The 13,548-nt window shown below is 46.2% G+C and carries 11 protein-coding genes; all 11 read left to right on the top strand.

Annotated elements, in window-relative coordinates; genetic code table 11:
* Positions 1-5: 5 nt before the first annotated feature.
* The 11 genes from KOD92_RS19305 (at position 6) to gmd (ending at position 13,385) form a co-directional block, all read left to right on the top strand.
* The gene (locus KOD92_RS19305) at positions 6-1,535 is read left to right on the top strand and encodes a DUF1501 domain-containing protein (RefSeq protein WP_215235240.1); all 1,530 of its coding nucleotides are present in this window, start codon (positions 6-8) and stop codon (positions 1,533-1,535) included.
* An 8-nt stretch (positions 1,536-1,543) separates the two neighbouring features.
* The gene (locus tag KOD92_RS19300) at positions 1,544-5,269 is read left to right on the top strand and encodes a T9SS type A sorting domain-containing protein (protein ID WP_215235239.1); all 3,726 of its coding nucleotides are present in this window, start codon (positions 1,544-1,546) and stop codon (positions 5,267-5,269) included.
* Between the two features lie 139 nt (positions 5,270-5,408).
* The gene (locus KOD92_RS19295; protein WP_215235238.1) at positions 5,409-6,047 is read left to right on the top strand and encodes a 3-keto-disaccharide hydrolase; all 639 of its coding nucleotides are present in this window, start codon (positions 5,409-5,411) and stop codon (positions 6,045-6,047) included.
* 14 nt (positions 6,048-6,061) lie between these two features.
* A complete protein-coding gene (locus KOD92_RS19290) occupies positions 6,062-6,532 on the top strand; it encodes a YdeI/OmpD-associated family protein (RefSeq protein WP_215235237.1) in 471 nt (156 codons plus the stop codon).
* A gap of 58 nt (positions 6,533-6,590) precedes the next feature.
* Positions 6,591-6,965 (top strand): hypothetical protein, encoded by a 375-nt coding sequence (locus KOD92_RS19285; RefSeq protein ID WP_215235236.1) that lies wholly within the window; start codon positions 6,591-6,593, stop codon positions 6,963-6,965.
* 59 nt (positions 6,966-7,024) lie between these two features.
* A complete protein-coding gene (locus tag KOD92_RS19280) occupies positions 7,025-8,290 on the top strand; it encodes a hypothetical protein (RefSeq protein WP_215235235.1) in 1,266 nt (421 codons plus the stop codon).
* A 176-nt stretch (positions 8,291-8,466) separates the two neighbouring features.
* On the top strand, positions 8,467-9,741 hold the full coding sequence (locus tag KOD92_RS19275) for a DEAD/DEAH box helicase (protein WP_215235234.1): 1,275 nt from the start codon (positions 8,467-8,469) through the stop codon (positions 9,739-9,741).
* 165 nt (positions 9,742-9,906) lie between these two features.
* Complete coding sequence (locus KOD92_RS19270; protein ID WP_229254756.1) at positions 9,907-10,629, top strand: DUF1361 domain-containing protein; 723 nt, start codon at positions 9,907-9,909, stop codon at positions 10,627-10,629.
* Between the two features lie 32 nt (positions 10,630-10,661).
* On the top strand, positions 10,662-11,393 hold the full coding sequence (locus tag KOD92_RS19265) for a class I SAM-dependent methyltransferase (RefSeq protein ID WP_215235233.1): 732 nt from the start codon (positions 10,662-10,664) through the stop codon (positions 11,391-11,393).
* Positions 11,394-11,396: 3 nt separating this feature from the next.
* A complete protein-coding gene (locus KOD92_RS19260) occupies positions 11,397-12,098 on the top strand; it encodes a pseudouridine synthase (RefSeq protein ID WP_229254782.1) in 702 nt (233 codons plus the stop codon).
* Positions 12,099-12,272: 174 nt separating this feature from the next.
* A complete protein-coding gene (gene gmd / locus KOD92_RS19255) occupies positions 12,273-13,385 on the top strand; it encodes a GDP-mannose 4,6-dehydratase (RefSeq protein WP_215235232.1) in 1,113 nt (370 codons plus the stop codon).
* The last annotated feature ends 163 nt before the right edge of the window (positions 13,386-13,548 follow it).

The following is a 13,548-nucleotide window of genomic DNA, read 5'->3' as shown; positions in this document are numbered from 1 at the left end:
CTGTGATGAAAAGACGAGATTTTTTAAATGCAGCATCTGCAATGATGGTACCCGTGATGCTGAATGGCTTTGGGGTAAAATCATTTGCAAAAAGCTCAGCGCTGGTCCAGTCATTAAAAAGGACCTCTGCTCTGAATAATGATCGCATCTTGGTCATTATTTACCTGGGAGGAGGAAACGACGGGCTAAACACTGTGATTCCGCTAGAATATTATTCACAGTATCAGAGCCTCAGAAGTAATATAGCAATACCGGAAAGTAGTGTATTAAAGCTGTCCGGTAATGCCGAAACCGGTTTTCACCCTGCAATGACTGGGATGCGGCAAATGTATGACGACGGGAAGCTCGCAATGATCCATTCTGTGTCCTATCCCAATCCGGACCAATCGCATTACCGTTCCACTGATATCTGGATGACAGGTGTGGATTCTACGCAGTACGCGACCTCGGGCTGGGCAGGCCGATATCTGAACGAACGATACAGTGGTTACCCGGACGGATATCCCAATGGCGAGATGGAGGACCCGTTGGCGATACAGATCGGACAGATCAGCACAACGACGCTTTTGGGAAATCAACAGTCGATGGGCGTTACCATCGAAAATCCCCAATCTTTTTATCAGCTGATAGGAGAGTCGACTACTGGGGACTTGGGTAGTCTGCCTTGCTGTGACGCTGGTGAACTCATTGCATTTATCCGTCAAAAACAAGCATTGGCAGTAGGCTATGCATCGGAAATCAAAGCCGCTGCAGACGCAGGTACCAATATGGCTGCTTATCCTGCTGCAACTGAAAAGAACGAGCTGGCTGAGCAGTTAAAGATTGTTGCCCGTTTGATCCATGGAGGACTGAAATCCAAAATCTATTATGTAGAACTTGGCGGCTTCGACACGCATTCAACTCAGGTTGGAAGCACACCTCTTGAAGGCATACATGCCCAACTTCTCAAAAAATTATCGGACGGAATTGCTGCGTTCCAGAACGATCTCAAGCTACAAGGAACAGAGGATAAAGTGCTCGGCATGACCTTCTCGGATTTTGGAAGAAGGGCAACTTCCAACGCTTCCAAAGGTACAGATCACGGAATAGGAGCGCCCATGTTCGTATTTGGTACAGGAATCAAAAGACAGATTGTAGGTAATAACCCGGATTTAGTGAATGGGTTACTTCCAGTATCGCCTTCTCCGGGAATTACTAATAGGGATATCAAAATGCAGGTCGATTTTCGTCGTGTCTATGGAGATATTTTAAATGACTGGTTCGGCACAGCAGATTCAACTACGGACCGGGTCCTCTATCGAGATTTCAAGACTACTTCACTCTTCACAGAAGTGGTGCAATCCCTGGCTTCGGGCGCCTGGATTAATCCGGATATATGGTCTACCGGGCGGGTACCATCGCCCAAGGATATTGTGCAGGTCAATACAGGGCATAATATCGAAGTAGGGCAAAACATAAGTGTAAAGAATGTGAAGGTCAAGGTTGGAGGGGAATTGAAATTCTTAGGTGACTATGGCGTCACGATAACCGGATAAATGTAATTATGAGTAAGATTCATCAACGTACGCTATCAGGCCTGATTTTTCTGTTTGTTTGCATAACACTCGGCTACGGGCAAAACGGAATTGTTGTTACAGAGCGAAGCTCTCCGCCAGGTGTGGTCAGTTTTTCAGCATCATCAACGCTGACTGGTGTAAGCAATACAAAGCATGTAGACGGTTATGTAAAAAAGTACGGTGCTACTCACTTTACTTTTCCGGTGGGTGATAATGGTATTTACAGGCCATTCGCTGCGGAGGCGGATGGAACAGTTGGCGCATACTTTAAAATCGATCCTGGTGCGGCAACACTCCCAAGCGGAGCACCTTTTTCGACTGCCAGCAAAGAAACCGGTATCAAAAATGTCAGCAACAAAGAATACTGGGACGTTGACGGTACAAACCCATCAAAACTCTCTTTCACCTGGGATGCATCGAGCGATATTGCTACTTTGACTGAGCAGTCACTAGAAAATCTGGCACTGGTTGGATGGAGTACCAGTACTTCAAAATGGGAAATCATAACTTCCACCGTAGATGAGGTCGCTCTTTTGAGTGGACCAAGTTCCTTGTCAAAAGGATCGATTTCAACAGTTGGAAAGATTGTCCCGAATCAATACCGTGCTTACACATTTGCTGCGCTGAATGTAGCCAACGTTGCAGCGAGCTACGAAGGCGAGTTCGAGACTGCCGGTTGTTCGGAAATAGCTGGGTGGGCCTGGGATAAAAACCATCCGGAAGCTGCGCTGACACTCGAATTGGTTGTCGGAGGAACAGTACATGCGACTTTTGTTGCAAGCAATTCCCGGAGCGATCTTGCAAGTGCCGGGAAAGGTACGGGCAAGTATGGATTTCGGGTTCAGGTGCCGAGTAATTTAATGAATGGGGAAGGACAGGAGCTTAGCGTCAGAGTGCGTAGCAGCACCTATGTCCTGACTGGCTCACCTAAAACGATCAACTGTTCTTACGCCGGCACCTTCGAAACGGCTGATTGTGGAAATATCGTAGGCTGGATGCAGGACAAAAACAATCCCAATGCTGCCCTCGAGTTTGAAATAGTGGAAGGAACAACCGTTCACGGAAGTGGCATCGCAAATATCTATCGTGCCGACCTTAAAAATGCGGGAATAGGCACGGGCAAGTATGGGTTTAATATTGCCCTACCACTAAGCTTGAAAGATGGTAAAAATCATCAGTTACGCATCCGAATCAAAGGAAAGAGTTATCTGATTACCGGCAGCAAAAGCATCACCTGCTCTGCATCACAGTTCGACGGCTACGCATATGCTGATTGTCAGAAACTTTACGGGTGGGCCTGGGACAGAATTTATCCTGAGACCGCGATGACCATTGAGGTGTACGAAGGGACTACAATATATGCTACCGTAGTTGCAAATGCATTTCGCCAGGATTTACAGGATGGTGGAATCGGAACAGCTAATTACGGTTATAGTGTTCCCTTACCTGCTGCTTTAAAAGATGGAAAAACACATGAGTTGAGTGCCAGAATCAAAGGTACGTCGTTCGTTCTTAAAAACTCGCCCCGCACGCTTACATGCGCAGTTCCCTCGTCTCACGCGGGTATGCTGGAAAGCGCTGACTGCAATACCATTCAAGGATTCGCATGGGATCAAAGTTATCCAGATAAAGCAGTTGTCGTGGAGTTGATGGAGGGGACCAAGATATGGGCTACTGATACGGCAGATATCTACCGGTCAGATCTTGAACAAGCAGGTACCGGGACAGGCAAATACGGTTTCAGTTTTAATTTACCATCTGCATTACGGGATGCAAAAGCACACGCTTTAAGCGTTCGGATAAAGGGTACGAGCATTATTTTAGGTGGCTCTCCAAAGAATGTGACCTGTGCGCTACCAGCCTTGTACGGCGGCGGTTTTGACTTTTTAAGCTGCGCTACGATCAAAGGTTGGGCCTGGAACAAAAACTATCCCGATCAGGCATTGACTGTCGAGATCATGGAAGGCAGCACGGTAATTGCAACTGTGTTGGCCAACAAGTACCGGGAAGATATCAAAACAAGAGGCTTCGGCACAGGTATCTACGGGTTTGAGATTCCGCTTCCTGCTTCTTTAAAAGATGGCGCTGCCCACATCTTGAGTGTACGGGTAAAAGGTACCACTTACATTGTTCCCGGTTCACCCCGATCTGTCACCTGCGCGGTCCCGACAGCCTATGCGGGAACGCTTGAAAGTGCGGATTGTAACTTCATCAAAGGCTTTGCCTGGGATAAAAACTATCCTGCGAAGGTATTGACTGTGGAGGTAATGGAAGGCAGTACTATTCTGGCAACAGTGATAGCAGATACATACCGTGCAGACCTGAAGACAGCTGGCGTGGGCACTGGAAACTATGGATTTTCTATACCAGCGCCTGCTATTCTAAAAGACGGGGCGACCCATGCTGTCAGTGTGCGTATCAAAGGCACCAGTACAATTCTGACAGGCTCACCAAAATCAGTGAACTGCGCATTACCAGCATCTTACGGCGGCGGATTTGACTTTTTAAGCTGCGCTACGATCAAAGGTTGGGCATGGAACAAGAACTATCCCGATCAGGCATTGACTGTCGAGATCATGGAAGGCAGCACAGTAATTGCAACTGTGTTGGCCAACAAGTACCGGGAAGATATCAAAACAAGAGGCTTCGGCACAGGTATCTACGGGTTTGAGATTCCGCTTCCTGCTTCTTTAAAAGATGGCGCTGCCCACATCTTGAGTGTACGGGTAAAAGGTACCACTTACATTGTTCCCGGTTCACCCCGATCTGTCACCTGCGCGGTCCCGACAGCCTATGCGGGAACGCTTGAAAGTGCGGATTGTAACTTCATCAAAGGCTTTGCCTGGGATAAAAACTATCCTGCGAAGGTATTGACTGTGGAGGTAATGGAAGGCAGTACTATTCTGGCAACAGTGATAGCAGATACATACCGTGCAGACCTGAAGACAGCTGGCATGGGCACTGGAAACTATGGATTTTCTATACCAGCGCCTGCTATTCTAAAAGACGGGGCGACCCATGCTGTCAGTGTGCGTATCAAAGGCACCAGTACAATTCTGACAGGCTCACCAAAATCTGTCAATTGTTCACTACCAGCCTTGTACGGTGGAGGGTTTGATTATCTAAGCTGCGCTACGATAAAAGGTTGGGCATGGGATAAAAACTATCCCGAGAAAACAATGACACTTGAGATAATCGAGGGGACGACGGTTTTTGGTACTGTCACAGCCAGCCTGTATCGGGAAGATATAAAAAACAAAGGGTTTGGTACTGGTAATTACGGTTTCAATCTTTCTACACCGATAGCAATGAAAGATGGGAAAACCCATTCGATCAGTCTCCGCGTGAAAGGTACCAGTTACATCGTGCCAGGTTCACCAAGGGCAGTAACCTGCGCATCGCCAGCGAGAATAGCTGTGGTAGAAGAAGTAGAGCTCCAACCCGGAAATGAGTTAGAATATGCAGAGATAACTGTTTCACCCAACCCAACCGACGGGCAAGTAGTTGCGAGCTTTTACCTGGGTAAGAGTAAGCATGCAAATCTGTCTGTAACGAATATGCTTGGTCAAACTGTTTGGCAAAAGTCGGATACTGGTGCGGGAAAAACCATTCAGGAGTCCATTGACCTTAGGCAGCAGGTATCAGGGATGTATATTTTTATGATTAAAACTGAAGGGAAGACGCAAACGAGACGGATTGTGTTGACCAAATAAATGCTTATCCTACAAGGAAAAGGGCGCCTGATACCAGGGTGCCCTTTTTTCATATTGATCAGTAGTTTTAATCCGCAACCTCTCTTTACTTTCTGAAACATTCGGCAGGCTCAATCTTAATTTCAAAAACCAAAAACACATGAAGAAAAAAATCACCTCAGCGGCATTTGCGCTGGTTTTAATACTTGCAGGAATCTCTGCCCACGCTCAGGACGGCTGGATCTCACTCTTTAATGGAAAGGATCTCAGTGGCTGGAAAGTCGGCGCTAATGCAAGTTCATTCACAATTGTGGACGGGACAATCCAGGTTGCGGGGCCGCGCGCGCATTTGTTTTACGAGGGACCGGTGAAGAATCATATGTTCAAAAATTTTGAGTTCAAAGCCACTGTAAAAACTCAGAAGGGCTCCAACTCCGGGATCTTTATTCATACTGCATACCAGGAAGACGGCTGGCCTTCGCAGGGTTACGAAGTGCAGGTAAACCAGTCGCATACAGACTATAAGCGCACAGGCAGCTTGTATAATGTGGTTGATGTAAAGGAAACCTATGTGAAGGACGGCGAGTGGTATACTGAGTATATTAAAGTGGAAGGCAAGCACATTACCATCAAGATCAATGACAAAGTGGTGGTAGATTACGAGGAAACGGATGTAGACAAGCGGGAAGGGGATATGAAAAACAAATTCCTGAAATCAGGCACCTTCGCCTTGCAGGCGCACGATCCGAAGAGTATTGTTTTTTACAAAGATATTATGGTGAAACCGCTGACAGAATAGCAGCATAACCTGATATGCAGGAATCAATACATTTCGAAGCTACACTCGATCGCCTTCCTAAAAAGGGAGGCGAATTTTATATGCTCGTGCCGGACGAAGTAGCAGCGCAATTTGTGGAAGGCCGAAAGCCTGCGCGTGTACGTTGTGTATTAAATGAAAAAGTTGAGTTCCAATGCGCAATCCGGCCGAGAGGCGGTGGAGGTTTTTATATTAATATAGGTACCCCTCTCCGGCAGGAGGGCAAATTTGTTCTGGGACAGAAACTTTTTGCAAAGGTCTGGAAAGACGAAAGTGAGTTCGGTCGCGATATGCCCGAAGAGCTGAAAGAGCTGCTCGAAATAGACGAAGTCGGAAAGCGGCTTTTCTACGAATCTATGCCGAGCAAACAGCGGGCAATGATCTATTACATCGCCAGGGCCAAGTCGGTGCAGGTTCGGATCGACCGGGCTATTATGTTTATTGATAGATTAAAAGCGGGGCGGTAGCTGCACTGACAATAAAAATCCCCTTGTATCTTCGCGGCTACTATAAAAACGTCCCGCGATGAGAAGAGTGGCTGTTCTGGTGATCTTGTACCTGTGCTGGGTTACTTTTAAAAACTACCAAAAACTGGATTCTGAGCATGCAGCTACCGAGCTGGATACAATGAATGCGCTGCTTTCAGGTGTAGAAAATTATATCTCCCCTCATTCGAATATCGCTTTTCAAACCAATACGCCCGCCGGCAGACACGGTGTGCTGTATTTCAAATCTGCACTGATATTGGCGCCGGCCGTTTTGCAGCTGGAAAGTAAAGCTGACACCATATTGCTTCTAGAAGAACATCAGCTTCCAGCCATTCCCAAAGAACAGTATGAGACGATCTCAACTGCGAATGATCGGCAGCTGAAATATACCTTAATGCGCCTGAAAAGATAGATATGTTGATTTTAGCCACACTTTTATGCTTAGCCGGTCTCCTTTTTTCAACCAGTTTTTTGCTACGCAAATTTGCCGGACTGAATAGTCTCCTCAACTATCCGTGTTCGTTTGCACTTACCATTTCGCTGGCAAGCTACCTCCATTACCTTAGCCTGCTTTTTCGAATAGATTACCGCCTGTTACTCGCTGTTCCTATTTTAGTCACCGGCCTAACGGGATGGTTGTATTTCAAGGATATAAAAAGTAAATCACTGCCTCCGTTACAAGCTGCGAGTAATTTGAAACTCCTGGTCATGGCGGTTGCGGCGCTGGTGCTTACCACCGGTTTTAATCAGTATGTCTACCGGTGGGGAGACTGGGATGCCTGGGCGATCTGGAACCTGCATGCGAAGTTCCTTTTCCATCCCGAGTATTGGACTAATCTGTTTTTGTATACAGATAAGCTACGGGTAACTCACCCCGATTATCCGCTCATGTTACCGTCTCTGATTGCATTCATTTGGAGAGGCTTGGGCACGATTATACCATTTGTACCTATTGCGATTGCTCATCTGGTATTACTCGCAATTCCATTAACCGTCTTTCTTGCATTGAACCGATTTGGTCACCTGTTCTCCGCCGCGATAGCGCTGGCCATTTTCGCATTGGATACCAAGTTCATCAACGTTGCCGGGTCGCAATATGCTGACACATTATTGGCTCTATTTATCTTAGTAACTTTCATCATTTATAAAGAAACAACTGCCGGCGGCAATGCAAAGCTGCTGGTACTACTTGGATTTTTCGCAGGTAGCGCAACGTGGGTAAAAAATGAAGGCCAGCTGTTTTTTGTCGTCTTCTCGTTTCTATTTTTATTACAAAACTTGCGTAAACCGGTTACGGTGTTGCGCTATGTCGCGGGAGCGCTGATTCCTTTATTGATCCTGCTACATTTCAAATTCGTGCTGGCGCCGGCCAACGATCTGGTCCATGCCAGCAGGGGCGCGGAACTGCTTGATTTGATCGCCTCTCCGATGCGTTACTTATTGATTGCTAAATATTTACTTTTAACTGCATTTGAATACTACTGGATAGTGATTCTGCTATCTGCAATTGTTTTGTTCAATAAAATCCCGTTCGTAAGGACATTTCCTTTCGCGGTAATTACCATGGTTCTGTTAGGGTATTTCGCAGTGTACCTCACCACCCCGCACGATTTGACCTGGCATTTGGAAGCCTCAACGGACCGGTTGCTGCACCATATATATCCGGCATGCATTTACCTTATGCTGTTGAAGCTCAGCGCCACGAGTAAGAGTGATTTCTGGGCGAAATGGCAGTAGGCGGGCTAGAAAGTCTATGGCAGACTACGCTTTTGCCAATTCTCACTTGCATTTTTCCTTCAAAAGGCTTTTTTTGTTATATTTGTTAAAATCAAGCGGTTTGCTGACTCGGAAAATTTAAGTCAGCTCTTTCTATAAACATCCTGTCATAACGTGACAGATTTAAAAGCTGAACTTTGAATTTCGACGAATTTGAACTCCACGAGGACGTGATCAACGCCGTGGAATCTATGAACTACAAGCAGGCAACACCGATCCAGGAGCAGGCAATCCCTTACATACTTGACGGAAAAGACCTGCTGGCCTGCGCACAAACAGGTACCGGCAAAACAGCCGCCTATCTGATCCCCATTTTAGATAAAGTAGCACACCAATCCAACATTCACACGGGTGCATTGATATTGGTACCAACCCGCGAACTCGCTGTTCAGATCGATCAGCAAATCCAGGGATTGGGATATTTTGTAGGCGCAACCAGTATTGCGGTCTATGGAGGCAATAAGGGCCCGGAATGGGACCAGCAGAAAAAAGCATTAACACAAGGCGCAGATATTATCATTGCCACACCAGGCAGGCTTATCGCGCATTTGCAGCTCGGATACGTAAATTTCGGCGATATCAAACATTTGGTATTGGATGAAGCGGACAGAATGCTGGATATGGGTTTCCTGAGTGATATCCTTAAAATAATGAGTTTCTTACCCGCTCAGAGGCAAACGCTTATGTTCTCGGCTACCATGCCTTCGAAGATCAATGAGCTGGCCAAACGGATTCTGAAAAATCCGGAGGAAATCCGGCTCGCTGTTTCCCGTCCGGCTGACCGCATTGACCAGCAATTTTACCTGGCTAGCGACGAACAGAAGTTGCCGCTGCTGCTTCACCTGCTCAGTCAGGTACAAAGCACGAGCATGGTACTCTTCACATCCCGCAAATCTACCGTTGAGCCGATTGTGCACTCATTGAGAAAACTCGGAATGGACGCGCACGGTATTTCGTCGGATTCGGAGCAGGCCGATCGCGAGATTGTATTGAGAAATTTTAAAAACAGGCAGTTTCCTGTCCTCGTGGCCACAGACGTTTTGTCGCGTGGTATTGATATTGATAATCTAAGTCACGTAGTAAATTATGATGTACCGCGCGATCCTGAGGATTATGTCCACCGTATCGGGCGTACGGCACGTGCCGAGTCAAAAGGAACAGCGATCACATTCATTAATGAGCAGGATCAGAAATACGTTTTGAAAATAGAGCGGCTTTTTGAAAAGGAATTAGAAAAAAAATCTGTTACAAAAGAACTCGGCCTGGGTGAAGCGCCGGCATTTGAGCCGAAACGTTTCAAGCCGCCCGGACGTAAAAAACCTTCCGGCTCTAAGGAGGGATCCAGGTCCACTGGTAGCGGACAAAAGCGTCGGAAACCTAAAAAAGAGTTTAATAACCCTTCTCAAGCATAAAATTTATTCAGAGTTCGTCATTGTGAAGCAGCAGGGCGTGAAATAGTTCTGGTACTAAATCAACGTTTTCTTGTAATGAAAACGTGAGATAGTACTTGATTCCTATTTTTCCTGTTCATTTGTCTTGCTTTGTAGTCGACATGCATGAACCTAAATTGAGTACGTTTGGACCGTTTAATAGATTGGATAAGAAATTACAAGTTTAGCATCACCGACCCGCCGATTATCACAATGGAAGGGTTGTTTTCGCTATTGCTGTTGTTGGTACTGAGTCTCGCCGCGGTTTTCTTCCATTTAATCAGGATTTTCTTTAATGCACCGGTCGATTTTTCGATGGACTGGAACCTCTTTCTGAGCTGGATACCCCTGATCGTCGCTTTTTTTGCAGATAGTATAACAAAGCGTTTCCCGGACATGCCCGTGAGCCTGCTGCTGATCAGCATTATGTGGCTCGCGTTCTTCCCCAATGCGCCTTATATGATCACGGATCTGGCGCATTTGAGCGTGGATTATCAAAGGGATCTAACCTGGCATGACACGATCATGCTTTTTTTCTATGCGGAAGTGAGCCTTTTCAATGGATTGGTTTCACTCTACTGGATACACCGAGCCTGGCGGCGTGTTTTTTACAGAAGGACAGCCAATATCATGTTGGTAATCAGCCTTCCATTGGCCGGATTTGGTGTGTATTTGGGAAGGGTTCGAAGAATGAACAGCTGGGATATCATCCACGAACCGGGACTGATTCTTACGAATCTGTTCGATAGTATCATGGACAGGACTGCGCTGGTATTTAGTTTAGAAATAGGGTTGCTGCTTGGGATTCTGTACCTGGTACTTTGGGGGATCATCCGTTTTCGTATTCGTTATAACAAAAAGCATCAGTAAAAACTGCTGTTCAGCGCTTCATCCTAGGATTTATGCAAATATCAGGGAATATAAAAGACTCGTATTCTGCCCAATATGACCAGGATTCTGTCGCCTGGCGTAACACGGGAGCCAAGTATAAGGCACTCAATATCATCGAGCTTTCGAAAAGTATCCAGTTTAAAAATGTACTGGAAGTTGGCGCAGGGGAGGGGAGTATCCTCAAATGGCTGTCAGAATCTAACTTTTGTGACGACTTAAACTGTGTAGAAATCTCGGAAAGCGGCATTTCACTGATCAAAGAAAAAAACATCAGGCATTTAAACGATGTATTGCTGTTTGATGGATATCAGCTCCCGTATCCCGACAATCATTTTGACCTGGTAATCTGCTCCCACGTGCTCGAACATGTTGAGCATGAACGCATTTTGCTCCGCGAGATCAAGCGGGTTTCTCGCTACCAGATCTTTGAAGTACCTATTGATTTTTCATTTTATGTGGATGAAAAAGTAAAGCACTTTTTATCCTACGGACATATTAATATCTACACGCCCGGACTTTTTCGCTTTTTGCTGGCTTCCGAGAATTTTCAGGTTAAGCAGGATATTTGTCACTTATATCACGAAGATGTGATCAGACCTTTGTTTAAAAACAATCCGACCGGCCTTCTTGTGACCAGGATCAAATATGGTTTACTTAAAATGTTTCCCTATTTGCGTGGCATTAAACCCAGTTCCTATGCAGTGCTGACAGAGAAATCGGAAAAACAATTGTCCATTTTTTAAGTGATTTCCGAAAGCATTCCTACGCTGCCAATTTTGTATCAGGACGAATACCTGGTTGCGGTCAACAAACCGCACGGGCTCTTGGTCCACCGGACTTCGCTGGCCGTTGATACAGATCAGTTCGCAGTCCAGATCCTGCGCGACCAGCTTGGTCAGCGCGTTTACCCCGTACACAGGCTCGACAGAAAAACCGCCGGAGTCTTGCTATTTGCATTAAATGAGGAAGTGAATAGCCTTATGCAGCAGCAGTTCCAGAACGGTCAGGTTGAGAAAACGTACCACGCTATAGTACGCGGCTTCACGCCAGATTCGGGCGAAATCGACTACCCGCTCAAACGCGACGACGGTGTTATCCAGGAAGCTTTCACCGCTTTCCGCACCCTTCAAAGAACCGAAGTGCCATTTCAAACGACTAATCATCCCACTTCCCGATATTCCCTCGTCGAGCTAACACCCACCACCGGCCGCATGCACCAGCTCAGAAAGCACATGGCGCATATCATGCACCCGATCATAGGCGACCGTCCACACGGCTGTAACAAGCAGAATAGGTTTTTCAAAGAAAGATTTGGAATGGAGACGATGTTGCTGCATGCGCATTTCGTTGCGTTTGCCCATCCAGTTACTGGAATTCCGGTTCAGATTTACGCTGATTTAAGTCCCGCGATGAGGAACACTTTTGAATTATTTGATTTTATAGTCTGAGCGGATCGACAAACTTATAGTCAGATGGAGACCAGTCGCGTGGAATTTTCTGGGAAGAAATTGGCTTCATCTTTGAATATTTTACGAAAAGTAGGTATCAGGAAAAAGCATTTGATTTATTAGTATTTTTATCGGCAGATTCTTTCTGTTTATACTTCACTTTACCAACGTTAAATGAAAAAAGCATTAATTACCGGGATCACCGGTCAGGATGGTGCCTATCTTGCTGAACTCCTTTTGAGCAAAGGATATGAAGTGCACGGTATCAAACGCCGCAGCTCTTTGTTCAATACCCAGCGGATCGACCATATCTATGAAGATCCGCACGAAAAAAATGTGCGTTTCCACCTGCATTACGGTGACCTGAGCGATTCCACTAACATCATCCGCATTATCCAGGAAGTACAACCTGATGAGATATATAACCTGGGTGCGATGTCGCACGTGCAGGTAAGTTTTGAAGAACCTGAATATACCGCCAATGTGGACGGGATCGGGACCTTACGTATCCTGGAAGCAGTTCGCCTGCTTGGTTTGACTAAGAAAACGAAGATCTACCAGGCTTCCACTTCTGAGTTGTACGGATTAGTACAGGCAGTGCCGCAATCTGAAACTACCCCATTTTACCCACGCTCCCCTTATGCAGTTGCGAAACTGTACGGGTACTGGATCACGGTGAACTACCGCGAAGCTTATGATATGTTTGCTGTAAACGGTATCCTTTTCAACCACGAATCGCCGCTGAGAGGTGAGACTTTCGTGACAAGAAAAATTACCCGCGCAGTTGCCCGCATTGCCTTGGGCTTGCAGGATAAAGTGTATTTGGGTAACCTTGACGCACAACGCGACTGGGGCCACGCCAAGGACTTCGTAGAAGCGATGTGGCTGATATTGCAACAGGAAACGGCCGAAGATTTCGTGATCGCGACAGGTGTTACCACCCGCATTCGTGATTTCGTTAGAATGGCATTTGAAGAAGTGGGTATCGAAGTGGAATTCTCCGGCGAAGGCGCTGGTGAAACTGCGAAAGTTGTCAAAAGCAACCATGCGGATTTCCAGATCGAAATAGGCAAGGAAGTGGTAGCAGTTGACCCACGTTATTTCCGCCCGACAGAAGTGGAACTATTGATCGGCGACCCGACCAAATCGATGACCAAACTAGGCTGGAAACCTAAATATGATCTGAAAGCATTGGTGAACGACATGGTAACAGCAGATGTAACCCTGTTCAAAAAAGACAGACTTCTGGAAAGCAGCGGTCACCGCGTTCCGAATTACTACGAATAAGCTATTACCCACAAATAAAAAAGCCCCGGAAGCAATTGCACTGCCCCCAAAAAGTTAGACACTTCTTGGGGGCATTTTTATGGTTAATTACAAAAAACACAGTTTGAATTTTAAGCTTAGGCTTGTTAAGGCTTATTTGAATGGCGGTAGTTATACGGGTTTG

The sequence above is a fragment of the Dyadobacter linearis genome, assembly GCF_907165045.1.
Classification (GTDB): domain Bacteria; phylum Bacteroidota; class Bacteroidia; order Cytophagales; family Spirosomataceae; genus Dyadobacter; species Dyadobacter linearis.
Note: the sequence above shows the minus strand (reverse complement) of the source record. Positions and strands in the feature narration are given on the sequence as shown.